This window comes from Fuscovulum blasticum DSM 2131, from assembly GCF_003034965.1.
GTDB lineage: Bacteria > Pseudomonadota > Alphaproteobacteria > Rhodobacterales > Rhodobacteraceae > Pseudogemmobacter > Pseudogemmobacter blasticus.
In genome coordinates this window covers 1-26122 of the sequence record NZ_PZKE01000025.1, presented here as the reverse complement: position 1 = coordinate 26122, position 26122 = coordinate 1, and the positions used below count along the sequence as shown (strand labels likewise).

At 67.7% G+C, this 26122-nt stretch carries 29 protein-coding genes and 1 tRNA gene; 21 read left to right on the top strand and 9 right to left on the bottom strand.

Annotated elements, in window-relative coordinates:
* The 17 genes from C5F44_RS16415 to C5F44_RS16335 all read left to right on the top strand — a co-directional run.
* A partial coding sequence (locus C5F44_RS16415; RefSeq protein ID WP_181318306.1) for a NifU family protein occupies positions 1-332 on the top strand: 332 nt, incomplete at its 5' end.
* A gap of 20 nt (positions 333-352) precedes the next feature.
* Positions 353-1534 carry a cysteine desulfurase NifS gene (gene nifS, locus C5F44_RS16410; RefSeq protein ID WP_107674628.1) on the top strand — a complete coding sequence of 394 codons (1182 nt, stop codon included), beginning with the start codon at positions 353-355 and terminating at the stop codon, positions 1532-1534.
* Positions 1524-2684 (top strand): homocitrate synthase, encoded by a 1161-nt coding sequence (nifV, locus tag C5F44_RS16405; RefSeq protein WP_107674627.1) that lies wholly within the window; start codon positions 1524-1526, stop codon positions 2682-2684. The genes nifS and nifV overlap by 11 nt, the downstream gene beginning before the upstream one ends.
* Positions 2685-2701: 17 nt before the next feature.
* A complete protein-coding gene (locus C5F44_RS16400) occupies positions 2702-3046 on the top strand; it encodes a nitrogenase-stabilizing/protective protein NifW (RefSeq protein ID WP_107674626.1) in 345 nt (114 codons plus the stop codon).
* A complete protein-coding gene (locus C5F44_RS16395) occupies positions 3043-3939 on the top strand; it encodes an electron transfer flavoprotein subunit beta/FixA family protein (protein ID WP_219908696.1) in 897 nt (298 codons plus the stop codon). Before C5F44_RS16400 ends, C5F44_RS16395 begins: the two co-directional genes overlap by 4 nt.
* Before the next feature lies 1 nt (position 3940).
* On the top strand, positions 3941-5035 hold the full coding sequence (locus C5F44_RS16390; RefSeq protein WP_107674625.1) for an electron transfer flavoprotein subunit alpha/FixB family protein: 1095 nt from the start codon (positions 3941-3943) through the stop codon (positions 5033-5035).
* On the top strand, positions 5035-6345 hold the full coding sequence (locus tag C5F44_RS16385) for an FAD-dependent oxidoreductase (RefSeq protein WP_107674624.1): 1311 nt from the start codon (positions 5035-5037) through the stop codon (positions 6343-6345). Before C5F44_RS16390 ends, C5F44_RS16385 begins: the two co-directional genes overlap by 1 nt.
* Positions 6342-6641, top strand: coding sequence for a ferredoxin family protein (locus C5F44_RS16380; protein ID WP_107674623.1), 300 nt, complete (start codon positions 6342-6344; stop codon positions 6639-6641). Before C5F44_RS16385 ends, C5F44_RS16380 begins: the two co-directional genes overlap by 4 nt.
* Positions 6642-6773: 132 nt before the next feature.
* Complete coding sequence (gene rpoN, locus C5F44_RS16375) at positions 6774-8084, top strand: RNA polymerase factor sigma-54 (protein WP_107674622.1); 1311 nt, start codon at positions 6774-6776, stop codon at positions 8082-8084.
* Between the two features lie 234 nt (positions 8085-8318).
* Positions 8319-10100 carry a nif-specific transcriptional activator NifA gene (gene nifA / locus C5F44_RS16370; RefSeq protein ID WP_107674621.1) on the top strand — a complete coding sequence of 594 codons (1782 nt, stop codon included), beginning with the start codon at positions 8319-8321 and terminating at the stop codon, positions 10098-10100.
* 141 nt (positions 10101-10241) lie between these two features.
* The gene (gene nifB, locus C5F44_RS16365; RefSeq protein ID WP_107674630.1) at positions 10242-11735 is read left to right on the top strand and encodes a nitrogenase cofactor biosynthesis protein NifB; all 1494 of its coding nucleotides are present in this window, start codon (positions 10242-10244) and stop codon (positions 11733-11735) included.
* Positions 11736-11756: 21 nt separating this feature from the next.
* Complete coding sequence (locus C5F44_RS16360) at positions 11757-11951, top strand: 4Fe-4S binding protein (protein ID WP_107674620.1); 195 nt, start codon at positions 11757-11759, stop codon at positions 11949-11951.
* Between the two features lie 4 nt (positions 11952-11955).
* Positions 11956-12705, top strand: coding sequence for a 4Fe4S-binding leucine-rich repeat protein (locus tag C5F44_RS16355; protein ID WP_107674619.1), 750 nt, complete (start codon positions 11956-11958; stop codon positions 12703-12705).
* Positions 12695-12976: a nitrogen fixation protein NifZ gene (locus C5F44_RS16350; RefSeq protein ID WP_107674618.1), complete on the top strand. Its 282-nt coding sequence runs from the start codon at positions 12695-12697 to the stop codon at positions 12974-12976. Before C5F44_RS16355 ends, C5F44_RS16350 begins: the two co-directional genes overlap by 11 nt.
* A complete protein-coding gene (gene nifT, locus C5F44_RS16345; protein ID WP_107674617.1) occupies positions 12973-13188 on the top strand; it encodes a putative nitrogen fixation protein NifT in 216 nt (71 codons plus the stop codon). Before C5F44_RS16350 ends, nifT begins: the two co-directional genes overlap by 4 nt.
* Positions 13185-14039: an SIR2 family NAD-dependent protein deacylase gene (locus C5F44_RS16340; RefSeq protein WP_181318307.1), complete on the top strand. Its 855-nt coding sequence runs from the start codon at positions 13185-13187 to the stop codon at positions 14037-14039. The genes nifT and C5F44_RS16340 overlap by 4 nt, the downstream gene beginning before the upstream one ends.
* An 87-nt stretch (positions 14040-14126) precedes the next feature.
* Positions 14127-14200, top strand: a tRNA-Gly gene (locus C5F44_RS16335).
* 41 nt (positions 14201-14241) lie between these two features.
* Here the strand turns inward: C5F44_RS16335 and C5F44_RS16330 are convergent.
* The 3 genes from C5F44_RS16330 to fabA are packed head-to-tail and all read right to left on the bottom strand — an operon-like array spanning position 14242 to position 16801.
* On the bottom strand, positions 14242-15030 hold the full coding sequence (locus C5F44_RS16330; protein ID WP_107674615.1) for an enoyl-ACP reductase FabI: 789 nt from the start codon (positions 15028-15030) through the stop codon (positions 14242-14244).
* A 10-nt stretch (positions 15031-15040) separates the two neighbouring features.
* Entirely contained in the window at positions 15041-16267 is a 1227-nt protein-coding gene (gene fabB / locus C5F44_RS16325) for a beta-ketoacyl-ACP synthase I (RefSeq protein ID WP_107674614.1), read from the bottom strand.
* 24 nt (positions 16268-16291) lie between these two features.
* Positions 16292-16801: a bifunctional 3-hydroxydecanoyl-ACP dehydratase/trans-2-decenoyl-ACP isomerase gene (gene fabA / locus C5F44_RS16320; protein ID WP_107674613.1), complete on the bottom strand. Its 510-nt coding sequence runs from the start codon at positions 16799-16801 to the stop codon at positions 16292-16294.
* 152 nt (positions 16802-16953) lie between these two features.
* Between fabA and irrA the strand changes: the two genes are divergently transcribed.
* Positions 16954-17370: an iron response transcriptional regulator IrrA gene (irrA, locus tag C5F44_RS16315; protein ID WP_107674612.1), complete on the top strand. Its 417-nt coding sequence runs from the start codon at positions 16954-16956 to the stop codon at positions 17368-17370.
* Between the two features lie 172 nt (positions 17371-17542).
* Here irrA and C5F44_RS16310 read toward each other — a convergent pair whose 3' ends face one another.
* Positions 17543-18550, bottom strand: coding sequence for a PhoH family protein (locus C5F44_RS16310; protein ID WP_107674611.1), 1008 nt, complete (start codon positions 18548-18550; stop codon positions 17543-17545).
* 150 nt (positions 18551-18700) lie between these two features.
* Positions 18701-20017 (bottom strand): tRNA (N6-isopentenyl adenosine(37)-C2)-methylthiotransferase MiaB, encoded by a 1317-nt coding sequence (gene miaB, locus C5F44_RS16305; RefSeq protein WP_107674610.1) that lies wholly within the window; start codon positions 20015-20017, stop codon positions 18701-18703.
* Between the two features lie 127 nt (positions 20018-20144).
* Here miaB and C5F44_RS16300 point away from each other — a divergent pair, with 127 nt between their 5' ends.
* Together C5F44_RS16300 and C5F44_RS16295 are read left to right on the top strand one after the other, a co-directional pair.
* Positions 20145-21017 (top strand): glycosyltransferase family protein, encoded by an 873-nt coding sequence (locus C5F44_RS16300; protein WP_107674609.1) that lies wholly within the window; start codon positions 20145-20147, stop codon positions 21015-21017.
* Between the two features lie 144 nt (positions 21018-21161).
* Complete coding sequence (locus C5F44_RS16295; RefSeq protein ID WP_107674608.1) at positions 21162-22364, top strand: MFS transporter; 1203 nt, start codon at positions 21162-21164, stop codon at positions 22362-22364.
* A 4-nt stretch (positions 22365-22368) separates the two neighbouring features.
* On the opposite strand, the gene C5F44_RS16290 is transcribed toward C5F44_RS16295, so the two are convergent.
* From C5F44_RS16290 to C5F44_RS16275, 4 genes are all read right to left on the bottom strand, one after another.
* Complete coding sequence (locus C5F44_RS16290) at positions 22369-22923, bottom strand: cysteine hydrolase family protein (RefSeq protein WP_107674607.1); 555 nt, start codon at positions 22921-22923, stop codon at positions 22369-22371.
* A complete protein-coding gene (locus C5F44_RS16285; RefSeq protein ID WP_107674606.1) occupies positions 22920-23414 on the bottom strand; it encodes a DUF1993 domain-containing protein in 495 nt (164 codons plus the stop codon). The genes C5F44_RS16290 and C5F44_RS16285 overlap by 4 nt, the downstream gene beginning before the upstream one ends.
* 95 nt (positions 23415-23509) lie before the next feature.
* Positions 23510-24436: an ornithine carbamoyltransferase gene (gene argF / locus C5F44_RS16280; protein WP_107674605.1), complete on the bottom strand. Its 927-nt coding sequence runs from the start codon at positions 24434-24436 to the stop codon at positions 23510-23512.
* 72 nt (positions 24437-24508) lie between these two features.
* Positions 24509-25687, bottom strand: a complete 1179-nt coding sequence (locus tag C5F44_RS16275) for an aspartate aminotransferase family protein (RefSeq protein WP_107674604.1) — start codon at positions 25685-25687, stop codon at positions 24509-24511.
* A gap of 321 nt (positions 25688-26008) precedes the next feature.
* Between C5F44_RS16275 and C5F44_RS16270 the strand changes: the two genes are divergently transcribed.
* On the top strand, positions 26009-26122 hold a 114-nt coding region (locus tag C5F44_RS16270; protein ID WP_328588515.1), incomplete at its 3' end, for a GcrA family cell cycle regulator.

Below are 26122 nucleotides of genomic sequence, written 5' to 3'. Positions count from 1 at the left end.
CGCGCCAGCCGCCGGCGATGCGCGCGCGCCGCACCGGCGGCCCGCCGATGCAGATCAGCGCCCCCGCCGCCGCGCTGCGCCCCGCCGTTCGCCGCGGCGCCCTGGCCGAGATGCAGATCGCCGAGCGGGTGATCGCCGAGATGCGCCCCACCTTCCGGGCCGATGGCGGCGATGTGCAGCTTGTCGATATCGACGGCATCCGGGTGATGGTCACGCTGACCGGCACCTGCGCGGGCTGTCAGGTTGCCTCGCTGACGCTGGGCGGGCTGGGGCTGAAACTCTCTGCCGCGCTGGGCCGCACGGTCCGCTGCGTGCCGGTGATGAAAAGCTGAGCGGGGGCAGGGGGCAGGCCATGGCGATCTATCTGGACAACAACGCCACCACCCGGACCGCGCCCGAAGCGGTGGCCGCGATGCTGCCGTTCTTCACCACGCATTTCGGCAATGCCTCATCGTTGCACGGGTTCGGGGCCGAGGCTGCGGCTGCGATGCGGCAGGCGCGGCGGCAGGTGCAGGCGCTGATCGGCGCGGCGCAGGACCATGAGATCGTCTTCACCTCGGGCGGGACCGAGGCGAACACCACCGCGATCCGCGCGGCGCTGGCGGTGCAGGCCGGGCGGGGCGAGATCGTCACCTCGACCGTGGAACACCCTGCCATCCTGCAGCTTTGCGACGGGCTGGAACGGTTCGAGGGGGTGAAGGTCCATCGCATTGCGGTGGATGGCGACGGCCGGCTGGACCTTGACGCCTATCGCGCCAGCCTCAGCGACCGCGTGGCGGTGGTCAGCCTGATGTGGGCCAACAACGAAACCGGCACGATCTTTCCGGTCGACGGGCTGGCGGCGATGGCGCATCGCGTTGGCGCGCTCTTCCACAGCGATGCGGTGCAGGCGGCGGGCAAGCTGCCGCTGCGGCTGGCCGAGACCGAAATCGACATGCTGTCGCTGTCGGCGCACAAGTTTCACGGCCCCAAGGGGGTGGGTGCGCTCTATCTGCGCAAGGGCACCGCATTTCGCCCGCTGCTGCGCGGCGGCAAGCAGGAACGCGGCCGCCGGGCCGGTACGGAAAACGTGCCCGGCATCGTGGGCGCGGGCGTGGCCGCCGAACGGGCGCTGGCCCGGCTGGACGAGGCGCCCCGCATCGCCGCGCTGCGCGACCGGCTGGAGCAGGGTATCCTGTCGCGGATCGGCCGGGTGCTGCGCCTGGGCGATCTGCGCGACCGGCTGCCCAACACGGCGGCGCTGGCCTTCGACTATGCCGAAGGCGAGGCGATCCTGATGAAGCTGAACGCGGCCGGCATTGCCGCTTCGGCCGGGTCGGCCTGCGCGTCGGGCGCGATGGAGCCCAGCCATGTGATCCGCGCGATGAAGGTGCCCTTCACGGCGGCGCATGGGGCGATCCGGTTTTCGCTGTCTGCCGAAACCACCGCCGAAGACATCGACCGCGTGATCGAGGTGCTGCCCGGCATCGTGGACGATCTGCGCGGGCTGACCCCGTTCTGGGCCGAAGCGCAGGGGGGCCGCCATGTTGCCTGACGGCCTGCCACGCCACCCCGCGATCCTGTGCGACACCACGCTGCGCGACGGCGAACAGACCGCCGGCGTGGCCTTTTCGCTGGACGAAAAGCGCGCCATTGCCCGCGCGCTGGATGCCGCAGGTGTGCCCGAGATGGAACTGGGCGTCGTCGCCATGGGCGAAGAGGAGTTGGCCGAGATCCGACTGCTGGCCGCCGAACTGACCCGCGCCGCGCCGGTGGTCTGGTGCCGGTTGCGCGCGGGCGATCTGGCGCTGGCGATGCGCAGCGGGGTGCGCCGGGTGCATGTCGCGGTGCCGGTGTCGGACCGGCAGATCGACGGCAAGCTGCGGCTGACGCGGGCCGATGTGCTGACGGCGACCGCGGGGCTGGTGGCCGCCGCCACGGCGCAGGGGATGCAGGTTTCCGTCGGGGCCGAGGATGCCAGCCGGGGCGACCCGGCGTTCATCGCGGCGGTGGCGGCGGCGGCGCGCGGGGCAGGGGCGATCCGCTTCCGGCTGGCCGATACGCTGGGGCTGCTGGACCCGGTGGAAACCGGCGCGCTGGTCCGCGCGCTGCTGCCCCGGCTGGGCCTGCCGGTGGAATTTCACGCTCACAACGATTTCGGCATGGCCACCGCCAATACGCTGGCCGCCTGGCGGGCGGGGGCAACGCATCTGTCGGTCACGGTGAACGGGTTGGGCGAACGCGCCGGCAATGCCGCGCTGGAAGAGGTGGCCGCCGCGCTGGAGGCGCGGGGCATCGCCACCGGCATCGCCTTGCCCGCGCTGCCTGGCCTGTCGGCGCTGGTGGCGCTGGCCTCGGGGCGGCCCTTGCCGGCGGCCAAGCCCATCGTCGGCGACATGGTTTTTGCGCATGAGGCGGGCATCCATGTCGATGCCATCCTCAAGCGGGCGGACACCTATGAAGACCCGCGCAGCGCCCCGGCCCGGTTCGGCCGCAGCCGGATGCTGGTGCTGGGCAAACATTCCGGCCTTGCCGGCCTGCGCGCCGCCCTGGCCGGCCACGGCCTGCCCGATGACGAGGCGACCGCCCGCCGCCTGCTGCCGCATCTGCGCCGCCTGGCCATCCGGGAAAAGCGCCCGCTGACCGCCGCCGATCTGGCCCGCCTGCTGGCCGAGCCGGTTCCCGCCCCGCCCCCTCAGCCCTGACCGAAGCGAGACCCGCCATGCCCGACGCCCCCCCGACCGCCCCGGTGCTTGACCAGATCGCCCGCCGATCTTCGGCCGAAGAGATCTTCGATTATCTCTGCCTGCCCTATGACCCGCAGGTGGTGAACGTGGCGCGGCTGCATGTGATGAAACGCTTTGGCAGCTACCTGCAGGACGCCCGCCTGTCGGCGCTGGAGGATGATGCCGCCTTTCTGGCCGCCCGCGACTGCCTGCTGCGCGCCTATGAGGATTTCGTCGGCACCGCGCCCCGGCAGGTGGGGGTGTTCAAGGTCTTTGCCGACCAGAAGGCCAAACGGTTCGTGGGGCTTGAGGCCCTGCGCCTTGCGGAGGGAACGAAATGACCGACGACCTGACCGGCAACCCGCCGAAGCCCGACACCACCGGCCTGAACATCGTGGTCTGCATCAAGCAGGTGCCTGACAGCGCCCAGATCCGGGTGCATCCGGTGACCAACACGATCATGCGGCAGGGCGTGCCCACGATCATCAACCCCTATGACCTGTATGCGCTGGAAGAGGCGCTGCGCCTGCGTGACCAGTATGGCGGGGCGGTCACCGTGCTGTGCATGGGCCCGCCCATGGCCGAAGACGCGCTGCGCCGCGCGCTGGGGCTGGGGGCCGACCGGGCGGTGCTGATCACCGACCGCCGCTTTGCCGGGTCGGACACGCTGGCCACCTCATTCGCGCTGGCCACCGCACTGACCACCATCGCGCAGGACCGGCCCATCGACATTGTCTTCACCGGCAAGCAGACCATCGACGGCGATACCGCCCAGGTTGGGCCGGGCATCGCGCGGCGGCTGGGTCTGAACCAGTTGACCTATGTCTCGGCCATCGACAGCATTGACCTTGGCAAGCGCGAACTGGTGGTGCGCCGCCGGGCCGAAGGCGGGGTGCAGGTGCTGCAATCGCGTCTGCCCTGCCTGATTACCGTGATGGAAGGCATCAACGACCTGCGGCGCGGGTCGATCCAGGATCTCCTGCGCGCGGCGCGGGCGGATGTCACGGTCTGGTCGGCCGAACAGGCCGGCGTGACCAACCCGATGATGTGCGGCCTGCGCGGATCTCCCACAGTTGTGAAAAAGGTTTTCGCGCCATCGCCCCGGTCGGAACCGGCCGAGATGGTGACGACCGAGGCCAAGCGCCCGGCCCAGGTGGCCGAGGCCGTGCTGGACCTGCTGTTCGCCCGCAACCCGAAACTTGAGGCGGATCTTGCCGCCCGGAAAGGGGCCTGAAATGTCCGAGACACCCGCCGCCGGCCGTGCCGGGATGCGCAAGGAACTGCCTGAACATTTCCGCGACTATCGCAATGTCTGGGTCTTTATCGAACTGGAACGCGGGCAGGTTCACCCCGTCAGTTGGGAACTGATGGGCGAGGGCCGCAAGCTGGCCGACAGGCTGGGCGTGCAGCTTGCCGCCGTGGTACTGGGCCCCAAGGATGAAGGCACCCGAACGGCGATCCGCCAGACCTGGGCCTATGGCGCCGACATCTGCTATATCTGCAAGGATGCGGTGCTGACGGATTACCGCAACGAACCCTATACCCAGGCACTGACCGGGCTGGTCAATGCCTACAAGCCGGAAATCCTGCTGCTGGGGGCCACCACGCTGGGCCGCGATCTGGCGGGGTCGGTCGCCACCACGCTGAAGACGGGCCTGACGGCCGATGCCACCGAACTGGCCATTGACGACGAGATGTCGCTGGCCGCCACCCGCCCCACCTTTGGCGGCACGCTTCTGTGCACCATCCACACGCTGAACTTCCGCCCGCAGATGGCCACCGTGCGCCCCCGGGTGATGGCGATGCCACACCCCGACATGACGCGCCCCGCCGGCCGCAGCGTCTGGTACACGCTGGGCGTGGCCGAGGCCGATGTCATCACCAAGGTGCTGGAATTCGTCGCCGATGCCACCACGAATGAGGTGAACCTGGCCTATGCCGACATCGTGGTCGCCGGCGGCATGGGGTTGCAGAACGCGGCCAATTTCCGGCTGGTCCGCGATCTGGCGGCGGTGCTGGGCGGCGAATACGGCTGTTCGCGCCCGGTGGTGCAGAAGGGCTGGCTGCCGGCCGAGCGCCAGATCGGCCAGACCGGCAAGACCATCCGCCCGCGGCTGTATATCGCCGCAGGAATCTCGGGCGCGATCCAGCATCGGGTGGGGGTGGAAGGCGCCGACCTGATCATCGCCATCAACACCGACCCGCAGGCGCGGATCTTCGATTTTGCCCATCTGGGCGTGGTGGCCGATGCGCTGCAGATCCTGCCCGCGCTGACCGAAGCCTTCGCCAGACGCCTTGGCCGCGAAACCCGTATCCTGGAGGAAGCGTGATGTCCGAACATTTCGACGCCATCGTCGTGGGGGCCGGGCCTTCGGGCAATGCCGCCGCCTATACCATGGCCAAGGCGGGGCTGTCCGTCCTGCAGATCGACCGCGGCGAATATCCGGGGTCGAAGAACGTGCAGGGCGCCATTCTTTATGCCGACGCACTGGAACGCATCATCCCCGATTTCCGCGAGGACGCCCCGCTGGAACGGCATGTGGTGGAACAGCGCATCTGGATGCTGGATGACCGGGCGCATACCGGCACCCATTACCGCAGCGACGATTTCAACGAGGCGCGACCGAACCGCTATACCATCCTTCGGGCGCAGTTCGACAAGTGGTTCTCGAAGAAGGTGCGCGAGGCGGGGGCGCTGGTCATCACCGAAACCACGGTGACCGGCCTTGTCCGCAACGAGGCGGGCGCCGTGATCGGCGTGCAGACCGACCGCGAGGGTGGCCCGGTCTTTGCCCGTGTCGTGGTGCTGGCCGAAGGCGTGAACGGCCTTGTCGCGCAGCGCGCCGGCCTGCGCCCCGAGCTGAAGCCCAACCATGTGGCGCTGGCGGTCAAGGAAACCCACTTCCTCAGCGAAGAGAAGGTGCAGGAACGCTTCAACCTGGCCGGCGAAGACGATGGCGTGGTGATCGAGGTGCTTGGCACCGTCACCTCGGGCATGGTGGGCACCGGGTTCCTTTACACCAACAAGGAATCCATCTCGATCGGGGTCGGCTGTCTGGTGTCGGACTATGCCGAAACCGGCATGGCGCCGTATGAGCTGCTGGACCGCTTCAAGCGTCACCCCTCGGTCGCGCCGCTGCTGCGCGGCAGCGAGATGAAGGAATATGTCGCACATCTGATCCCCGAAGGCGGCTACAACGCCATTCCCAAGCTGACCGGCGACGGCTGGCTGATCGTGGGCGACGCGGGCCAGTTCGTGAATGCCGTGCATCGCGAAGGGTCGAACCTGGCCATGACCACAGGGCGCATGGCGGCCGAGGCGATCATCGCGCTGCGCAAGGCCGACCTGCCGGTCAGCGAGGCCAATCTGAAGATCTACCGCGATGCGCTGGCCGAAAGTTTCGTCATGCAGGACATGAAGAAATACCGCCACCTGCCGGCCACGCTGGAAAAGAACCGCGATGCGCTGTTCGGGGCCTATCCCCGCGCGCTGAGTTCGGCCCTGCAGACGCTGTTCCGCGTCGATGGCACCGCCAAGCGCGACAAGGAAAAGCAGATGCTGGGCATCGTGAAGAAAAGCCGCGGCTCGTGGTGGGCCGTGGCCACCGACATGTTCAAGGTGGCGAGGGCCTGGAGATGACCGCGAAGGACAAGCCGGTGCGGATGGAAGAGCGGCTTTACCAGAACCGCTACATGGTGGACGAGGGGCGGCCGCATGTCCGCATTCACCACCAGGCCGAAGACAGCCCGCAACTGAAGACGCTGACCCGGATCTGCCCGGCGGGCTGCTATGCGCTGGATGAAAACGGCCGGGTGCAGGTGGCCGCCGATGGCTGCATGGAATGTGGCACCTGCCGCATCGTCTGTCAGGCCACGGGCGAGATCGAATGGTCTTACCCGCGCGGCGGCTACGGCATCCTGTTCAAGTTCGGCTGAAATTCGGCAGGCCGCCCGTTCGGACGGGCCTGCCGGACCCAAGGGGAAAGCCATGCGCCATCCTGCCCGCCCCCCGTGCCGCGACACCGCGCCTGTGCGCGGGGCCGGCCCGCGCATGTTAGGCTGAAGGCCATGGAAATGTTCCAGGGCCAGACCCAGCAGCAGACCCGGGTGATGAGCGCCCAGATGCGCGAGTCGCTGTCGATCCTGTCCATGCCGGCGGGCGATCTGGCTGACCACATCGCCCGCATTGCCACCGCGAACCCGGCGATTTCCTGGTTGCGCGGGCCGCGGATGCCGGGGTGGGCCGTCGATTTCGACGCCGCCGCCGCGCTGGCCGCCGACCGGCCCAGCCTGATTGCGCATGTGACGGGCCAGATCGACCTGGCCTTTCCCGATGCCGCCGACCGGGCCGCCGCGCTGGTCTTTGCCCAGGGGCTGGAGCCGACCGGCTGGCTGGGCCCGCCGCTTGACCAGATCGCCGCCGAGGCACGGATTTCCAGCGCGCAGGCCGAGGCGATCCTGGCCCGCTTGCAGGGGTTTGAACCCACCGGCATCTTCGCCCGGTCGCTGGGCGAATGTCTGGCCTTGCAGGCGCGCGAGGCGGGCGTCTTGACCTGGGAGCTGGAGGCGCTGCTGGCCAACCTGCCGCTTCTGGCCGAGGGGCGGCACCGCGAACTGGCCGAGCTGTGCGATTGCGAACCGGCCGACATTCCGCAGATCGCCCGGCAGTTGCGCGCCTTTGATCCCAAGCCGGGGCAGGCCTATGCCTTTGATCCCGAACCCGTCTTTCCCCCCGATCTGGTGGCGCGCCGGGCGAATGGCGGCTGGCAGGTCGCGCTGCACCGTTCGGCCGCCTTTGCCATTTCCGTCCGGCCCGACCGCTTGCCCGAAGGCACACGCGACCCTGCCGCCCGCAGCTTCCGCCGCAAGGCGCTGGCCGAGGCGCGGGCGCTGGCGCAGGCGCTGGAACGGCGCAACGCCACGCTTCTGCGCACCGCCGCCGTGCTGGTGGCGCGGCAGGCGGCGTTTCTGGATCAGGGGCCCGGCGCGCTGGTGCCGCTGACGCTGGAGGATGTGGCCGGGGAAATGGACCTGCACCCGTCGACCATCAGCCGCGCCACGGCGGGCCGGATGATCGACACGCCCATCGGCGCGCTGCCGCTGCGCGCCTTCTTCAGCCGGGCGCTGCCGGGGGCGGGCGACGGGGCGGTTTCGCAAGACCGCGCCCGCGCCTTTGTCCGCCGTGTCATCGCCGAGGAATCCCCCGAGGCGCCGCTGTCGGACGATGCCATCGTGACGTTGGCCCGCAAGGCCGACCTGCTGCTGGCCCGCCGAACTGTGGCGAAATACCGGCTGGTGCTGGGCATCGCCGGATCGTTCGAACGCCGCCGCAAGGCACAGGCCCCGGCCGGTTTCGATATGCCCGCGTTGGCGAGATGATTCGGAGTGAAACAACCTTTGGGTGTTTTTGGGGTGATGAATGTCGGGGCGGTCAGGGGGAAGGTGCCTGAAAATCCATCACATCGGTCGGCGGGCTTACTGCATTGCAGCGCGGTCTTGCCGCAGCCGGGCTGCGACGGGCCGCTTTGCCGACGCATCGGCCACGTCCTGCTACTATGAGCGGCAGGGCAGCCCGCTTCCCCTTGTTCCGCCAGCCTGCCGTTCGAGACCGCCATGAATGATGCCGTCCGCCCCGCCGCCCCCTCTGCCCGCGCCGACCTGTCGCCAACCCATCGCGCGGCGGTGCGGGCCGCGCGCAAGGAACATCTGGCGCTGAACGCGGTCTTCGAGGTGGCGAAGGTGCTGACCAGCACCCCCGACCCGATTGCCGCGCTGCCGGGCGTGCTGAACATCCTCAGCTCCTTTCTGGGCCTGTGCCACGGATCGCTGTCGCTGCTGGTCGAACCCGACCGGCCGATCACCAGCGGCGCGCGCAACCCCTGGGCCGTGGCGGCCAACAGCCTGGGGCTGACGCCGAAAGGGCCAAGCACCGATTATCTGCCCGAACAGATTGCCCAGATGGTGTTTCGCACCGGCGTGCCGATCTCGACCTGGGATCTGGCCGAGGAGTTCGGCGCCGAGGCCGTTCCGCCTGTGCTGGCCGGCCAGCCCGTCCGCCTGATCGCGGTGCCGCTGCGCGAGAACGCCCGCAGCCATCTGGTGATCGGCGTGCTTTGCGCCTACCGGCTGGCCGGGGAAGACGGTGCCGGCTGGTGGGACCGCGACATTTCCGTTCTGACCATGGTCTCGTCGCTGCTGGAACAATCGCTGCGCTTCCGCCGCATGGTCGCCCGCGACCGCGAGCGGGTGATCGAGGAATCGCGCCGCGCGCTGGCCATGGCCACCGCCGTGGTGCCGCAGGCCCCGGTCAGCATTGACGGCATCATCGGCGACAGCCCCGCCATCGCCGAGGTCACCGCCCGCGTCCGCAAGATCGGCCCGACCCGTGCGCCCGTGTTGTTGCGCGGCGAAAGCGGCACCGGCAAGGAACTGTTCGCCCGCGCCATCCACGCCCTGTCTGACCGGCGCGACAAGCCCTTTGTCCGCGTCAACTGTGCCGCCCTTAGCGAAACGCTGCTGGAATCCGAACTGTTCGGCCATGAGAAGGGCGCCTTCACCGGCGCCATGGGGCTGAAGAAGGGCCGGTTCGAGCTGGCCGATGGCGGCACGCTGTTTCTGGATGAGATCGGCGAGATCAGCCACGCCTTTCAGGCCAAGCTCTTGCGCGTGTTGCAGGAAGGCGAGCTCGAGAGGGTGGGCGGCACCCGGACGATCAAGGTTGATTTCCGTCTGGTCACCGCCACCAACCGCGACCTGGAAGAGGCGGTCGCCCATGGTCAGTTCCGCGCCGACCTGTATTTCCGCATCTGCGTGGTGCCCATCCTGCTGCCGCCGCTGCGCGCCCGGCCCGGCGACATCCGCCCGCTGGCGCAGGTCTTTCTGGACAGGTTCAACCGCGAGAACGGCACGAAGCTCAGTTTCGCGCAGAACGCCTTTGATACGCTGTGCAGTTGCAAGTTTCCCGGCAACGTGCGCGAGCTGGAAAACTGCGTGAACCGCGCCGCCGCCCTGTCGAACACCGATGTGATCGGGCTGGATGTGCTGGCCTGCCAGCAGGGCAGTTGCCTGTCGGCCGACCTGTGGCGGTTGCAGAAATCCGATGCCTCGCCCATTGGCGGGCTGGCCTCGGGGTTGATCGCCGACCCGGAACCGCCCGCGCTGGTGACACGTCCCGCGCCCCCGGTGACAATCGCCCCCTTCGCCCCGCCGTCCCCTGTGCCGCCGCCCACCGGCGACAGCCGCCGCAAGACCGCCGACATGGAGCGTGAGGAACTGCTGGCCGCGATGAACCAGGCCGGCTGGGTGCAGGCCAAGGCGGCGCGGCTTCTGGGTATGACCCCGCGCCAGATCGCCTATGCGATCCGCAAGCACGGGATCGAGATCCGCCGGATCTGACCCGACGCCCTTTGTCGGCATTGCGACATTGTCGCCTTGCGGGGCGGGCTACCCGCGCCATCCCCCCGGATTTGCAGTGTTTTCCAACCTGGCACGCTTCTTGCTGCACCCTTTCTGCAACGGCAAAGACAGGGGGCGATGATGACGGCAGGCCTGGTGACCTTGGGATCGCTGAAAGTCGCCTCGCGTGAGGATCTCAGCCAGTCGATCACCGGACCCGAAGCCACGGGCTGCAAGGCCACCGCCTGCGGATCGTCGGGCGGCCCCGCCGACATGGACCCGGCCACCTGGGCGCGGGTGAAGGACCACCCCTGTTATTCGGAAGAGGCGCATCACTATTTTGCCCGGATGCACGTCGCCGTGGCGCCGGCCTGCAACATCCAGTGCAATTACTGCAACCGCAAATACGACTGTTCGAACGAAAGCCGCCCCGGCGTGGTCAGCGAACGGCTGACCCCGGAACAGGCCGCGCGCAAGGTCATCGCGGTGGCGAACGAAATCCCGCAGCTTTCGGTGCTGGGCATCGCCGGCCCCGGCGACGCCGCCTATGACTGGCGCAAGACGAAGGAAACCTTCCGCCTTGTCTCGGCGCAGATCCCCGACATCAAGCTGTGCCTGTCATCCAACGGCCTCGCGCTGCCGGACCATATCGACGACCTGGTCGCGATGAACATCGACCACGTTACCCTGACCATCAACATGCTTGATCCCGAGATCGGCGCGAAGATCTACCCCTGGATCTTTCACGACCACCAGCGCCTGACCGGCATTGAAGCCTCGCGCGTGCTGCATGAGCGGCAGATGCTGTCGCTTGACCTGCTGGTTGCGCGCGGGATTCTGGTCAAGGTGAATTCGGTCCTGATCCCCGGCATCAACGACGCCCACCTGCTTGAGGTGAACCGTGAGGTGAAGCGCCGCGGTGCCTTCCTGCACAACATCATGCCGCTGATTTCCGACCCCGACCACGGCACCCATTTCGGCCTGACCGGCCAGCGCGGCCCGACGGCGGCCGAACTCAAGGCGGTGCAGGATGCCTGCGAAGGCGGCGCCAAGCTGATGCGCCACTGCCGCCAGTGCCGGGCCGATGCCGTGGGCCTGCTGGGGCAGGACCGGGGGCAGGAATTCACCATGGATCTGGTGCCCGAACAGGTGGCCTACGATCCCGCCGCCCGGGCCGCCTGGCGCGACTGGGTGGCGCATGAACGCGAAGACCGCCGCGCGGCGGTGGCCGAAGCCGAAGCCGCCACCCGTGCCGAGGTGGCCCCGCAGGAACAGCCGCTTCTGGTGGCCGTCTGCACCCAGGGCGGCGGGCGCATCAACCAGCACTTCGGCCATGCGTCCGAATTCAGGATTTACGAGGTTGATGCCAGGGGCGTCCGCTTCGTCACCCATCGCCGGGCCGACAATTACTGCACCGGCGGCGCGGGCGATGAAAACCGGCTGGCGCAGGTGATCCGCACGCTGGAGGGGGTGCCGGTCATCCTGTGCGCCCGCATCGGGGATTGCCCGCGCGACGATTTGGCCGCCGCCGGGATCGAGGCGATCGACACCCACGCCCATGATTACATCGAACCCGCGGTGGCCGCCGTCTACCGCGCCCGCAAGGCCGCGCCCGCCGCCACCCGTACTGCCTGAGCCAAGACGAAAGGAACAGCCATGGCCCTGAAGATCATCAAGTCGCAATGCACCGCCTGTGGGGCCTGCGAATTCGAATGCCCGAACGCCGCCGTCAAGTTCAAGGGCGAAAGCTACATCATCGACGCCGCCCTTTGCACCGAATGCGTGGGCCATTTCCCCAAGCCGCAATGTGCCGCCGTCTGCCCGGTGCCGGGCACCTGCGTACCGGTCTGATCCGGTGCCGGGTGGCCCTGCGCCGGTGGATTGGCAGGGGGCGGCGCTGGACTGCGCCGCCTGTTCCTTCCGCGACCGGCTGGCCCCCGGTCAGTGCAGTCCGGGCTGGGCCTGCGCGCAGGACCGCTATTCCCCCCGGATCGAGCGGTTCTTCGTGCTGAACCCCGATCTGGCCGACGCCTGCCTGACGCTGCCCTATTTTGAAACCCGCGCGCGGGCAGCGAAATATGCCACGCTGTTCCGCCTGCCGCGCCTGTTGTCCGACCCTGACCCGGCGGTGCGCGCCATGGCCGTGCTGCGGTTGCCCGCCGTGCAGGCGATGACCTGCCGCCATGACCCCGACCGCGCCGTCCGCATTGCCGTGGCCCACCGTCTGCCGGCGCCCGACCTTGCGCCGCTCTGCGACGATGCCGATCCGGCCGTCCGGGCCGTGGTGGCGCGGCGGGCCGAAGCCGGGCTTCTGCCGCTGCTCTTGTCCGACCCCGACCCCGAGGTCCGCGCCCTTGTCGCTGCACGCATCGGGGAACCCTGGCTTGACCGCTTTGTTCTGGACGCCGATCCGCTGGTGCGCCGGGCCGCCGCCCGCCGCCGCCCCGGCCCCTTTGCCGCCGACCGCGATTTCCGCGTCCGCCATGCGGTGGCCGAAACCGCCGGTCCCGACATCCTGCGCCGCCTGCTGGGCGATGCCGAAGACATCATCCGCGAAACCGCCGCCGCAAGGCTGGCCGAAGAGGAGAGCACCGATGCGGGATGAAGAGGTTGAACTGGTCCGCGACCCCGCCTTCCGCCCCGGCGACAAGGTGGTGTCGCGCAAGACGGTGCGCAATGACGGCACCATGTGGGGGCATGAGATCGGCGACATCGTCGTTCACAAGGGCGATGTGGGCTATGTCCGCGATATCGGCACCTTTCTTCAGCAATACTGGATCTACGCGATCGAATTCATCGACCGCGGCAGCATCGTCGGGATGCGCGAACGCGAACTGACCCCGATTCCCCCGACCACCCCGGAGATGCCCCGATGAAACTGATGATCCGCGAAACCCCGAAAGGGTTGCAGGCCTATGTGGCGAAGAAGGATCTGGAAGAGATGATCGTCGAGACCGAGAAGCCCGGCCTCTGGGGCGGCTGGGCGCGGCTGTCGAACGGCTGGCTGTTCGAGATGCCCGCCTTCGATGTGCCCCCCGCGCTGCCCACCAGCGTCGAGGCCCGCCGCCTGACCACAGGGGAAGACTGATGCCCGACACCCTTGATCTGGCGCTGGATCAGGTGGCGCGCGGCCAGCGCGTGCCCTATCTTGGCCCCGGCATCGCCGCGCTGACGCCGGGGCTGCCCGCCACGCCCGCCGCCCTTTGCGCCCTGATCGAATCCGAGGTGCGCGTTCCCCGCCGCGTCAGCGGTAACCTGTGGTGTGCCGCGCAATTCGTGGAAAGCCGCCGCTTCCGCGCCACGCTGGATGCGATCCTGCGCCGCGCCTTTGCCGGCACGCCCGCACCGAACCCGGTGCAGCGCTGGCTTGCGGACGTGCGCCCGCCGCTGATCGTGGACACCTGGTATGACACCGGCCTGATCCGCGCCTTTGCCGAAACCGGCGCCGGCTGGGGCAGGGTGCAGGGCATCAGCCGGCAGGCCATCGCCACCGAGACCTGGTTCGCCGCCTTCGATGCCGCCGGCACGCGCCTTGCCGCCGCCAATCCGGCCTGGCACACGCTGATCTACAAGCCGCATGGCATGGTGCAGGCGGGGTCTGACGTGCTGATCTCGGACAGCGATTATGTCGAGGTGCTGACCGAAATCGACATCCAGAGCCCGATCCCGCCCGAAGTGCAGGCCCGCCGCACCGGCCGGCCCTTCCTGTTCCTGGGCGCGCGCTTTGATGACCAGATGCTGCGCATCTTCGCGCGCCAGATCGCCAAACGCTCTGCCCCCGGGCATATCGCGGTGCTGGAAACCCCGCTGACCCGGATGGAGGCGCTGTTCGTTCGGGAGCTGGGCATCACCGTGCTGGACCTGCCGCTGTCAGAGGTGGTCGCCCGCATCGCCGCCCGCGCGGCCTCGGCCTCAGATGCGCTGACCGCCGCCGGCTGATCGGTGCCGCGGTCATCTTGCAGCCCGCGGCGAAACCGCATATCAACACCGCGTTGCCGCAGGCCTTGCCCCGGCAACGACAGAGCGGCGGGTATGGTGTAGTGGTAGCGCCTCAGCCTTCCAAGCTGATGGGGCGGGTTCGATTCCCGCTACCCGCTCCAGTCTTTCCAGAGAAACAGATCCCGTGCCCGGCGTGCAGGCGTCAGATGTTGCCGGCCTGCGGGAAGCCCAGGATGTGATAGCCGCCATCGACGTGGATGGTCTCGCCCGTTGTCGCCGCGCCATAATCGGAACACAGCCAGACCGCCGTGCCGCCGATGGTTTCCAGCGTGGCGTTCGTCCGCAGGGGGGCGTTTTCCTCGGTATGGCGGAAGGTGGCGCGCGCGCCGCCGATGGCGCTGCCGGCCAGCGTCTTCATCGGGCCGGGGCTGATGGCGTTGACCCTGATCTTCTGCGGACCCAGGTCATTGGCCAGATAGCGCGAGGCGCTTTCCAGCGCCGCCTTGGCCACCCCCATCACGTTGTAATTCGGCGCGATGCGGTTCGATCCCTGGAAGGTCAGGGTGATGAGGCTGCCGCCATCGGGCATCATCGCTTCTGCCCGGCGGGCCACGTCGATGAAGCTGAAGCACGAGATGTTCAGCGAGTTCAGGAAATTGCCGCGCGTGGTGTTGACGAAGCGCCCCGTCAGTTCCGACTTGTCGGAATAGGCGATGGCATGGATCACAAAATCCAGCGTTTCCCACCGTGCGCGCAGCTTGGCAAAGCAGGCGTCCAGCGAGGCTTCATCCGTCACATCCACATCGACCAGCAGGTCCGATCCGACCGAGGCCGCCAGCGGTTCGACCCGCTTGCCGAAGGCTTCGCCCTGATACGAGAACGCCAGCTCTGCCCCTTCGGCCGCCAGCGCACTGGCAATGCCCCAGGCGATCGACCGTTCGTTGGCGACGCCCATGACAAGCCCGCGCTTGCCCTTCATCAGATCGGCCATGGCCTGCTCCTCAGCCCCGGAAGGCGCTCATCACCAGTGTCGCATTGGTTCCGCCGAAGCCGAAGCTGTTCGACAGCACCGAATCGTGCACCACGTCGCGCGTGACGGTGGCAATCTCTTCCGGCTTCAGTTCCGGGTCCAGTTCAGTGACATTGGCCGAGGCGGCGATGAACCCGCCCTGCAGCATGATCAGCGAATAGATCGCCTCATGCACGCCGGTGGCGCCAAGGCTGTGGCCCGTCAGGGATTTGGTGGACGAGATCGGCGGCACCGACCCTTCGCCAAAGACGCGGCGGATCGCCTTCACCTCGGTCACGTCGCCCGCCTGGGTGCTGGTGCCATGCGCGTTGATATAGGTGATCTTGCGGCCCTGGGGCAGGGTGGACAGCGCCAGTTTCATCGACCGCTCGCCGCCTTCGCCGCTGGGGGCCACCATGTCATGCCCATCCGAGGTGGCGCCATAGCCGGTGACTTCGGCATAGATCTTCGCGCCCCGCGCCAGGGCGTGGTTCAGCTCTTCCAGCACCACCACGCCGCCGCCGCCGGCAATCACGAAGCCGTCGCGCGTGGCGTCAAAGGCGCGGCTCGCGGTGGCCGGGCTGTCGTTGTATTTCGACGACATGGCGCCCATCGCGTCGAACAGGCAGGACAGTGTCCAGTCCAGTTCCTCGCCGCCGCCGGCAAACACGATGTCCTGCTTGCCCATCTGGATCAGCTCGGTGCCATTGCCGATGCAATGCGCCGAGGTGGAGCAGGCCGAGGTGATGGAATAGTTCACGCCCTTGATCTTGAAGGGCGTGGCCAGGCAGGCCGAGGTGGTGGACGACATGCCCTTGGTCACGCCGAACGGGCCAATCCGCTTGGGGCTGCCGCTTTCGCGCACGATGTTATGCGCCTTGAAAAACGACTTGGTGGACGGACCGCCCGACCCGACGATGATGCCGGTGCGTTCGTTCGACACATCGGCCTCGGTCAGACCGCTGTCTGCGACCGCCTGTTTCATGGCGATGAAGTTGTAGGCCGCCCCATCGCCCATGAAGCGCAGGTCGCGCTTGTCGATATGGTCTTCCAGCACGATGTTCGGCTGCCCGTGCACCTGGCTGCGGAAGCCGCGCTCGGCATAATCGGGGGCGAAGACGATGCCGGATTTCCCGGCGCGAAGAGAGGCCTCGACCTCGGCCACGGAATTGCCGATGGGCGAGACGATGCCGAGGCCGGTGATGACAACACGACGCATGGGCCAGAACCTTTCGTTTGCCTGTCAGCTCGCCGAGAGGGCGACCTTCATGTCCTTGACGAGATAGATGGTTTCCCCATCGGCTTCCACCCGGCCATCCGCCACACCCATGGTCAGGCGACGGGTCTGCACGGCCTTGGTGAAATCGACGTAGTAGCGCAGCATCTTGCGGTCAGGCCGCACCATGCCGGTCAGCTTGACCTCGCCCACGCCCAGGGCATAGCCGCGGCCTTCCCAGCCGCGCCAGCCCAGGTTGAAGCCGGTCAACTGCCACAGGCCATCCAGCCCCAGGCAGCCGGGCATGATCGGGTTGCCGGGAAAATGGCAGCCGAAGAACCACAGGTCGGGCTTGATGTCGAATTCGGCGACCACATGGCCCTTGCCGTGTTCGCCGCCGTCCTCCGAGATTTCGGTGATGCGGTCCATCATCAGCATCGGCGGCTCGGGCAATTGCGCATTGCCCGGCCCGAACAGTTCCCCCCGCGCGCAGGCGAGCAGATCCTCGCGTTCGAAGCTTGTCGGATAGCGCCCCATCGGCCCGGCCTTCCTGTCTGTTCCCTCGGCATCGGTGTAACAGAGGCACGGAACCAAGGGCAAGGGCAGCGCCGGGCGGCGGGGCGGGGGTTTTCGATTGAAAACGATCCCATACAACCTATATATGATGTTGAGATTATGGGACTAGCGGTATGACGCCGACGCGCGACGACCTTGTCACTTCCTGGCTGGATCGGGGCAACCTGCGCCCGACCCGGCAACGCCTTGCCTTGGCGTCGCTTCTGGTGGGCGACGGCGAAAATCGCCATGTCACCGCCGAAAGCCTGTATGAAATGGCCGGCGCCGCGGGCGAAAAGGTCAGTCTGGCCACCGTCTACAATACCTTGCGCGCCTTTTGTGACGCCGGCCTGATGAACGAAGTGGTGGTCGACGGGGCCCGCAGCTATTTCGACACCCGTATGGACGATCACCCGCATTTCTTCTGGGAAGACACCGGCACCCTGACCGATGCCCCGAAGGATGAGCTGACGATCTCGGCGCTGCCCGCGCCCCCCGAGGGAACCGAGATTTCGCGCGTTGACGTGGTGATCCGCCTCCGCCGTCTCTGACAGCCTCTCTGCATCAAGGCGCGACCGCGACACCCGGCCGCATCTCTCTGGCCCGCGCAGACGCAGAGACCTCCAGGCAAACGTCATCAGGGGCACAGCCCCATGCCCCTTCATCTGTCCGCAAATATCCCGGGGGTCCGGGGGCAGCGCCCCCGGCTTTCTGACCAGGCGCTCAGACGCTGGCTTCGTCGGCGTCCCAGGCCTCGATGATGCGGGCCACCAGCGGGTGGCGCACCACGTCCTTGGCGGTGAAGTAGTTGAAGCTCACGCCCTTCACCCCCTTCAGGATGCGCTCGGCTTCCGACAGGCCGCTGGTCACCCCGCGCGGCAGGTCCACCTGGGTCCGGTCGCCGGTGATGACCATCCGGCTGCCTTCGCCAAGCCGGGTCAGGAACATCTTCATCTGCATGGCCGTGGCGTTCTGCGCCTCGTCCAGCACGACAAAGGCGTTCGACAGCGTGCGCCCCCGCATGAAGGCCAGGGGCGCGATCTCGATCCGCTTTTCCTGGATCAGCTTTTCCACCTGTTTCGACGGCAGGAAATCGTTCAGCGCGTCGTAAAGCGGCTGCATGTAGGGATCGACCTTTTCCTTCATGTCGCCCGGAAGGAAGCCCAGCCGCTCGCCCGCCTCGACCGCAGGCCGCGACAGAACGATCCGTTCCACCGCGCCCGAGATGAACATCGTCACCCCCACGGCGACCGCCAGATAGGTCTTGCCGGTGCCCGCCGGGCCGATGCCGAAGCCCAGTTCATGCGCGAACAGGTTTGCCACATAGGCCTTCTGCGCCTCGGTCCTCGGTTCGATGGGTTTCTTGCGGGTGCGCAGTTCCATGCCGGGGTTGAACAGCTCGATCTGCTCGCCTTCGCCCGCCGGCGCCGTCGGGCGGCCCATGCGCAGCGCGCCGTCGACATCGCCCGCGCCCACCGGCCGGCCCGCCTCAAGCCGGGCATAAAGCGACCGCAGCACCGCCGCCGCCTGTTCCCGCGCGCCCTTTTCGCCCACCACCGCCAGCCGGTTGCCGCGCCGCAGCACATGCACCCCCATCTGATGCTCTATCTGCGCCAGATTGCGGTCGAACTCGCCGCACAGCTCGATCAGAAGCCGGTTGTCGGGAAATTCGAGGAGCGTTTCGACAACATCCTCGGGCTTGGTCGGGGGGGTCAGCGCGCTGATGCCCAATAGGGTCTCCTCAGGGTTAAGGGCCTTCCCGGGAATGGTGCGGCCTGTCGGATCATCTGGCAAGGATTTTCATCCCTGCCACAACATCTTGCGCGCAGATGTGAAGCTTTCGCGACGATCCTGCCTTTCGGGCGGGCAAAATGGCGCCGATCAGCCGGGCAGGCGGCGCGCGGCCAGCGAATTGGTCGAACTGGCGATGACCTCGACCTGAACCAGATCGCCCACCTGGCCTTGCGGATCATCGACATGGACCGCCATCAGGTGATCCGACTTGCCAACCATCTGTCCGGGCAGGCGGCCGGGCTTTTCATACAGCACGCCCACCCGGCGCCCGACCATCGCCTTTTGCGCGGCGTGCTGCTGCGCGGTGATCAGCGCCTGCAAGGCCTGCAACCGCGCATCGGCCACTTCGGCCGGCACGGGCGGCTTTTCGGCGGCCGGGGTGCCGGGGCGGGCAGAATACTTGAAGCTGAAGGCCGCGCCATAGCCCACGGCGCGGACCAGATCGAGCGTGGCCTCGAAATCGGCATCGGTCTCGCCGGGGAAGCCCACGATGAAATCGCTGGTCAGCAGGATGTCGGGGCGGGCGGCGCGGATGCGGTCGACCAGCCGCAGATAGCTGTTGGCGGTGTGGCGGCGGTTCATCGCCCGCAGGATGCGGTCGCTGCCCGATTGCACCGGTAGGTGCAGATAGGGCATCAGGCTGGCCGCATCGCCATGGGCGGCGATCAGGTCATCGTCCATGTCGTTGGGGTGGCTGGTGGTATAGCGGATACGCTCCAGCCCCGGAATTTCATCCAGCGCGCGGATCAGCCGGCCCAGCGTCCAGGCCCCGCCCTCGGGGCCCTCGCCGTGAAAGGCGTTGACGTTCTGGCCCAGCAGCGTGATCTCGCGCACCCCGCGCGCCACCAGATCCTGCGCCTCGGCCAGCAACCGCGCCACCGGGCGGCTGACTTCCGAGCCGCGCGTATAGGGCACCACGCAGAAGGTGCAGAACTTGTCGCAGCCTTCCTGCACGGTCAGAAAGGCGGTCGGCCCCCGGTTGGTCTTGCGGGCGGGCAGGTGGTCGAACTTGTCTTCCGGCGGAAATTCGGTGTCCACCACCTGACCGGGGCTGCGCGCCATTTCGGGCAGCCGGTGATAGGCCTGCGGCCCCACCACCAGATCGACCAGTGGCATCCGGCGCAGGATTTCCGCCCCCTCGGCCTGCGCCACGCAGCCGGCAACGCCGATCTTGAGATCGGGCTTGGCCAGCTTCAGCGGCTTCAGCCGGCCCAGGTCGGAATACAGTTTCTCGCTGGCCTTTTCGCGGATGTGGCAGGTGTTCAGCAGCACCATGTCCGCCTCTTCCGCCACCTCGGTCAGCACATAGCCCTCGGCGCCCATGGCTTCGGCCATACGCTCGCTGTCATAGACATTCATCTGACAGCCATAGGTCTTGAGAAACAGCTTCTTCGCTTCGCTCATGGGCCGGCGCCTCCTGAAGCGCGGTTCTTACACCGCGTCCGGCGCTGCGGCAACGCCGCAGGTCTTGCCTTGCGGCGCCGATTGGCGGAACTTGCGCGCGCCCAAACTCGTGTAACCGGACGCCGTGATGCAGTACCCCGACCTTGCCGCCTATCTTGACAGACTGAAAGAAGCCCCGCCCAAGGCGCCCGTCTGCCTGATCATGGCCGAGGATGAGGTCGAGATCGCCTCGACGCTGAGCCATCACCTTGCCGCCGGTTTCGGCACGGTGATCCTGCTGACCCCGCCCGAGATCGGCCTGCCCGAAGGGTTCGAGGACCGGGTTCACCATGCCCCGCATGATGTCTTTGCCGAAGCCGCGCTGCCGCGGGCGGTGAACCGGCTGAACGCGGCCCTGCCGGCGGGCACCTGGGTGTATTACTGCTACAACGCGGAATACCTGTTCATCCCCTTCGGGGAATCGCGCAACGTCCGTGAAATGCTGGCCTTCCACACCGAGGAACGCCGCAGCGCCATGCTGACCTATGTGATCGACCTTTACGCCGCCGATCTGGGCCGCTTCGGCAATGCCGTCTCGCTGGAAGACGCGCATATGGACAGGTCCGGCTATTACGCGCAAGCCCGCAAGGATGCTGATCGCAACTGGGAACCGAAGGAGCGGCAGCTAGATTTCCACGGCGGGCTGCGCTGGCGGTTCGAGGAGCACATCCCCTTCAACCGCCGCAAGATCGACCGGATCTCGATCTTCCGCACGGCGCCCGACCTGCGCCTGCGCCCCGACTTCACCTTTTCCGAGGAGGAGTACAACACCTATGCCTGCCCCTGGCACCACAACCTGACCGCGACGGTCTGTTCGTTCCGCACCGCCAAGGCGCTGCGCACCAACCCCGGATCGCGGTTCGACATCGCCACATTCCACTGGCACAACAGCGTGCGCTTCGGCTGGAACAGCCAGCAGTTGATGGACCTGGGCCTGATGGAACCGGGGCAATGGTTCTGATCGCGGGCTGATTCGTCCGTCTTTCCGGTCCCGGCCGGTCCTGCGGCCTTGAAACATCCTGTGACCGGGGCGGGGCTTCCGGTCCGGCGCGGCGGGCGGTAGGGGGTGTTTGCGCAAACAGGAGTCTCTGCCATGTCCTTGCCCATGCCCCAGGCCGAAGTCAGGCGGGCCCGTGCCGCCGTGGCGGCGATGTTCGCGGCCAACGGTTTTGTCATGGGGGCCTGGGCGCCGCAGATTCCGCTGCTGCTGCCTCGCCATGGCATCAACGAATTCGACCTGGGTCTGCTGATCCTGGGCCTTGGGCTGGGCGCGGTCTCGGCCATGCTGTTTGCCGGCCGGCTGATCGGCCGCTTCGGCACCGTGCCGGTGCTGCGCGCCTTTGCCTTCGCGCTGATCCCGACGCTGCCGCTGATCGTGCTGGCGCCGACGGTCTGGCTGCTGGCGCTGGCCATGGCCGCCTTCGGGGCGCTGGCCGGCTGCATGGATGTGGCGATGAACGCCAACGCGGTCGAGGTCGAGCGGCGTCTTGGCCGGGCGATCATGTCCTCTTCGCACGGGTTCTGGAGCCTGGGCGGGTTTCTGGGCGGCACGCTGGGCAGCGCGCTGATCGCCCGCACCTCGGCCGAGGTTCAGGCGCTGGTCACCGCGGCGCTGGTGGCCGCCGTGGTGCTGGTGGCACAGCGCGCCCTGCGCGGAGAGCCGCCGCACCCCCCGCAGCGCGCCGAAGGTCCGGCGCAGGGCCGGCTGCTGCCGCGTGAGCTGGGCATCTGGATTCTGGGCGGCATGGCGCTTTTCTCGATGGTGCCCGAAGGGGCCGTGCTCGACTGGGGCGCGCTCTATCTTCAGGACGAGCTGGCGGCGACCACCTTCACCTCGGGGCTGGGCTTTGCCTTCTTCGCCGGGGCCATGGCGCTGATGCGGTTCCTGGGCGATGCCGTGCGCAACCGTTTCGGCGCCGTGCGCACGCTGCGGGCCTCGGCCATTCTCGGGGCGGTGGGCCTGCTGATCGCCGCCGCCGCGCCGGTGCCGGCGCTGGCCATCGCCGGCTTCGCGCTGGCGGGCCTGGGCGTGGCGAATGTGGTGCCGATCCTGTTCTCGGCTGCGGGCAACTTCCCCGGCCATGCCGCAGGGGCCGCGATTTCGGCGGTGACCATGGTGGGTTATGCCGGCATCCTGGTCGCGCCGGGCACCATCGGCTTTGTCGCGGGGCATCTGGGCTATCGCCCGACCTATACGGTGCTGGCGGTCCTATTGCTGGTGGTGGCCTCGCTGGCCGGGCGCACGGCCATGGCCGACGCCCGCCATGCCCCGCCCGGCGCAAACCCCGGAGCCGCCCCCGCCGCCTGACCTGTCAGACCAGCCCGGCCACCGCCCCGGTCGCCACGACCTGCGCGAAATCCGCGCCCAGCAGCGCCAGGGTGACGCGCAGCACGGTGTCGGCGTCGATCCGGCCGCTGCCGTCATGGGCCGGGATGTCGAAGCCGATCAGCGCATCGCCCGGCAGGATCACCTGAAAGCCCAGATCGCTGGCCGACCGGCAGGTCGAGGTGACGCAGAACGCCGCCACCGCGCCGACCAGCACGATCCGGCTGATGCCGGCCCGGCGCAGATGCGCGTCCAGCCCGGTGCCGGCAAAGGCCGATGATCCCTGTTTCCAGAACACCGCCTCGCCGGGCGCGGGCAGGGCGCATTCCATCGGGGCGCCGTCGGGCGTGCCCTTGCGGAAGGGTGCAGCCGGGTCGGGGTCATCGTGATGCACATGCACCACCGGCAGGCCACGCGCCCGGAACAGCGCCAGCAGCGCGGCGACATGCTCTTCCGCCTGCGGATTGGCCCTTGGCCGGCCGGCGCGTGTCCGCGCGGCCATGCCTTCCTGCATGTCGATGACCAGAAGCGCCGTGGTCATGCCACGCCCATGTAATCGCGCTTGCCCAGTTCCACCCCGCAATGACGCAGGATGTCATAGGCCGTGGTCAGGTGGAAATAGAACTGCGGCAGGGCATAGAACGACAGGAAATCCGCCCCCGGCAGCTCCATGTCATGCCCGCCCGCCTTGAAGGCCACGGTCCGGGTTTCCGCCCCGGCCAGCGCCTCGGGGCCGAAGCCCGCCAGATAGGCCCGCGCCGCGGCGATGCGCGCCTGCAACTCGGCAAAGCTGGTTTCGGTATCGGGAAAGCCCTGCGGCTCTGCCCCCGCCAGCCGCGCCGTGGGACGGGCGGCAAAGTCGCAGGCCAGTTGCACCTGCCGGGTGAAGGGGAACATGTCGGGGAAAAGGCGCGCTTGCAGGATCGCCTCGGGCTTGATCCTGCGCGCCTCGCAATGCGCCTCGGCCTTGGTCAGGATGGCCGACAGCGCGGCAAGGAAACGGTCAAAGACGGCAACAGACTGGCGGTGCATCCGGGGAGGCTCCCTGTTCGGTTGGCCGCACGCTCTGCCGGCGCGCGGCCCCTGTCAAGGGATACCCCGGCCGTGCGGCCGGGGCGTGCAGGGGGTCACACCCCCAGACACCAGCGCATCACCGCCTTCTGGGCGTGCAGGCGGTTTTCGGCCTCGTCGAAGATCACCGAATGGGGGCCGTCCATCACCGCGCTGGTCGCCTCATCATTGCGATGGGCGGGCAGGCAGTGCATGAACAGCGCGTCGGGCCTGGCGCGGCTCATCAGTTGTTCGTTGACCTGATAGGGCCGCAACTGGTTGTGCCGGCGTTCCTTGGCGGATTCCGGGTCGTGCATGCTGACCCAGGTGTCCGTCACCACCAGATCGGCGCCTTCCACGGCGGTGAACGGGTCGCGCTGGATGGTCACCCGGCTGCCCTTTTCCCGGGCGAAGGCCACGAACTTGTCTTCCGGGTCCAGCGTTTCCGGCCCGGTGAAGGTGAAGTCGAAGCCGAACTGGCCGGCGGCATGCAGGAAGCTGGCCGCCACGTTGTTGCCGTCACCGCACCAGACCACCTTCTTGCCCGCGATCGGGCCGCGATGTTCCTCATAGGTCATCACATCGGCCATGATCTGGCAGGGATGGGTGCGGTTGGTCAGCCCGTTGATCACCGGCACGGTGGCGTGTTCGGCCATCTCCAGCAGCGTCGCCTCTTCAAAGGTGCGGATCATGATCAGGTCGACATAGCGCGACAGCACGCGGGCGGTGTCGGCGATGGTCTCGCCATGGCCAAGCTGCATTTCCTTGCCCGACAGCACCATGGTCTCGCCGCCCATCTGGCGGACGCCCACGTCGAACGAAACGCGGGTGCGGGTCGAGGGTTTTTCGAAGATCAGCGCAACCATGCGGCCCTTGAGCGGGGTGTCGTCATCCGGCGCGCCCTTGGGGCGGCCGTTGCGGGCGGTCTTCATCGCATGGGCCGTGTCGATCATCGCCCGCAGGTCACCGGCGTCGGTCTTGTGGATATCAAGGAAGTGTTTCATGTCGCTTTTCTTTTCGGAACCCGGCCGGGGGCGCTGCCCCCGGACCCCCGGGATATTTGAAGACAGATGAAATCAGGCGGCGGTCGGCGTGGCGGCGGCGGCGCGGTCCAGTCGCGCCAGCGCCTCGGCGATGTCGGCATCGGGGATGTTCAGCGCGGGCAGCAGCCGCAGCACATTGTCCACCGCAGCCACCGTCAGCACGCCTGCGCCATAGCCGGCCTTGACCACATCGGTATTGGCCGCCCGGCATTTCAGCCCCAGCATCAGCCCTTCGCCGCGCACCGCCTCGAACACCTGCGGATGGGCGGCGACCAGCGCCTCAAGCCCCTGGCGGAACAGCGCGGCCTTGCGGCCCACCTCGGCCAGGAAAGCGGGCTGGGAAACGATCTCCAGCACCTTGGCCCCCACGGCGCAGCCCAGCGGGTTGCCGCCATAGGTTGACCCGTGGGTGCCCGCGACCATGCCCTTGGCGGCGCGTTCGGTGGCCAGCAGCGCCCCCAGCGGAAAGCCGCCGCCGATGCCCTTGGCGACCATCATGATGTCGGGCGTGATGCCCGCCCATTCATGTGCGAACAGCCGCCCGGTGCGGGCCACTCCGCACTGCACCTCGTCGAACACCAAAAGCGTGCCGGTGCTGTCGCACAGGTCGCGCAGGCCCTTGAGGCACTGGTCGGGCAGGGCGCGGATGCCGCCTTCGCCCTGGATCGGCTCCACGATCACCGCGCAGGTCTGGTCGGTGATCGCCGCGCGCAGGGCATCATGGTCGCCCCATCTGATCTGGGTAAATCCCGGCATCAGCGGGCCAAAGCCCTTGACCATCTTTTCCGACCCCGCCGCCGCGATGGCGCCGGTGGACCGGCCATGGAAGGCGCCTTCCAGCGTGACAAAGCCGGTGCGTTCGGGCTGGCCATTCTCATAATGGAACTTGCGCGCCATCTTGATTGCCAGCTCGGCGGTTTCGGTGCCGGAATTGGTGAAGAACACCGTATCGGCAAAGGTCAGATCGACCAGCATTTCCGCCAGCCGTTCCTGTTCGGGAATGCGATAGACGTTCGACACATGCCACAGCTTCTGCGCCTGTTCGGTCAGCGTCTCGACCAGTGCGGGATGGGCATGTCCCAGCGCGTTCACCGCGATTCCGGCGCCCAGGTCCAGGTATCGGCGCCCGTCCTGCGTCACCAGCCAGCTTCCTTCGCCTTTGACAAAGGCAAGATCGGCACGGTTATAGGTCGGAAGCACAGGCGAAATCATGGGAAAACCCCTTGGATGCGAAGCCCTAGCCCTATGCGGGCGTCAGGCCGGGTGTCAATGTGCGGAAACGCCCTTTGGCGGCCGGGCAGGCCAGAACCTTCGCCTTATCGGCGTCGCAGCGAGATCGAAAGGGATGCGATCTGGTTCATGCCGATCGCATAGCGCGGCGCAGAGCCGATGAAAAGCCCCCTTGTGCGCCTCCGGAACCGGGAATGATTCTTCTGCCACAAAGGAAAGCCCGCACGAAAATCGCGCCGCCCTTGCGGCCAGTGCCCCTGCACCTGTAGAATGCCCGCAACCTTCAGACAGTCGGAGAAACAGATGTCCTGGACGGACGAGCGTGTCGAGACGCTCAAGCGGATGTGGGCCGAAGGCCAGTCGGCCAGTCAGATCGCCAAGGAACTGGGCGGTGTCACCCGCAATGCGGTGATCGGC

What these genes read in the sequence shown, in the direction of transcription:
- nifS (WP_107674628.1), top strand. Translation starts at nt 353, where the DNA reads ATGGCGATCTATCTGGACAACAACGCCACCACCCGGACCGCGCCCGAA.
- nifV (WP_107674627.1), top strand. Translation starts at nt 1,524, where the DNA reads ATGTTGCCTGACGGCCTGCCACGCCACCCCGCGATCCTGTGCGACACC.
- C5F44_RS16400 (WP_107674626.1), top strand. Translation starts at nt 2,702, where the DNA reads ATGCCCGACGCCCCCCCGACCGCCCCGGTGCTTGACCAGATCGCCCGC.
- C5F44_RS16395 (WP_219908696.1), top strand. Translation starts at nt 3,043, where the DNA reads ATGACCGACGACCTGACCGGCAACCCGCCGAAGCCCGACACCACCGGC.
- C5F44_RS16390 (WP_107674625.1), top strand. Translation starts at nt 3,941, where the DNA reads ATGTCCGAGACACCCGCCGCCGGCCGTGCCGGGATGCGCAAGGAACTG.
- C5F44_RS16385 (WP_107674624.1), top strand. Translation starts at nt 5,035, where the DNA reads ATGTCCGAACATTTCGACGCCATCGTCGTGGGGGCCGGGCCTTCGGGC.
- C5F44_RS16380 (WP_107674623.1), top strand. Translation starts at nt 6,342, where the DNA reads ATGACCGCGAAGGACAAGCCGGTGCGGATGGAAGAGCGGCTTTACCAG.
- rpoN (WP_107674622.1), top strand. Translation starts at nt 6,774, where the DNA reads ATGGAAATGTTCCAGGGCCAGACCCAGCAGCAGACCCGGGTGATGAGC.
- nifA (WP_107674621.1), top strand. Translation starts at nt 8,319, where the DNA reads ATGAATGATGCCGTCCGCCCCGCCGCCCCCTCTGCCCGCGCCGACCTG.
- nifB (WP_107674630.1), top strand. Translation starts at nt 10,242, where the DNA reads ATGACGGCAGGCCTGGTGACCTTGGGATCGCTGAAAGTCGCCTCGCGT.
- C5F44_RS16360 (WP_107674620.1), top strand. Translation starts at nt 11,757, where the DNA reads ATGGCCCTGAAGATCATCAAGTCGCAATGCACCGCCTGTGGGGCCTGC.
- C5F44_RS16350 (WP_107674618.1), top strand. Translation starts at nt 12,695, where the DNA reads ATGCGGGATGAAGAGGTTGAACTGGTCCGCGACCCCGCCTTCCGCCCC.
- nifT (WP_107674617.1), top strand. Translation starts at nt 12,973, where the DNA reads ATGAAACTGATGATCCGCGAAACCCCGAAAGGGTTGCAGGCCTATGTG.
- C5F44_RS16330 (WP_107674615.1), bottom strand. Translation starts at nt 15,030, where the DNA reads ATGGCCGATCTGATGAAGGGCAAGCGCGGGCTTGTCATGGGCGTCGCC.
- fabB (WP_107674614.1), bottom strand. Translation starts at nt 16,267, where the DNA reads ATGCGTCGTGTTGTCATCACCGGCCTCGGCATCGTCTCGCCCATCGGC.
- fabA (WP_107674613.1), bottom strand. Translation starts at nt 16,801, where the DNA reads ATGGGGCGCTATCCGACAAGCTTCGAACGCGAGGATCTGCTCGCCTGC.
- irrA (WP_107674612.1), top strand. Translation starts at nt 16,954, where the DNA reads ATGACGCCGACGCGCGACGACCTTGTCACTTCCTGGCTGGATCGGGGC.
- miaB (WP_107674610.1), bottom strand. Translation starts at nt 20,017, where the DNA reads ATGAGCGAAGCGAAGAAGCTGTTTCTCAAGACCTATGGCTGTCAGATG.
- C5F44_RS16300 (WP_107674609.1), top strand. Translation starts at nt 20,145, where the DNA reads ATGCAGTACCCCGACCTTGCCGCCTATCTTGACAGACTGAAAGAAGCC.
- C5F44_RS16295 (WP_107674608.1), top strand. Translation starts at nt 21,162, where the DNA reads ATGCCCCAGGCCGAAGTCAGGCGGGCCCGTGCCGCCGTGGCGGCGATG.
- C5F44_RS16290 (WP_107674607.1), bottom strand. Translation starts at nt 22,923, where the DNA reads ATGACCACGGCGCTTCTGGTCATCGACATGCAGGAAGGCATGGCCGCG.
- C5F44_RS16285 (WP_107674606.1), bottom strand. Translation starts at nt 23,414, where the DNA reads ATGCACCGCCAGTCTGTTGCCGTCTTTGACCGTTTCCTTGCCGCGCTG.
- argF (WP_107674605.1), bottom strand. Translation starts at nt 24,436, where the DNA reads ATGAAACACTTCCTTGATATCCACAAGACCGACGCCGGTGACCTGCGG.
- C5F44_RS16275 (WP_107674604.1), bottom strand. Translation starts at nt 25,687, where the DNA reads ATGATTTCGCCTGTGCTTCCGACCTATAACCGTGCCGATCTTGCCTTT.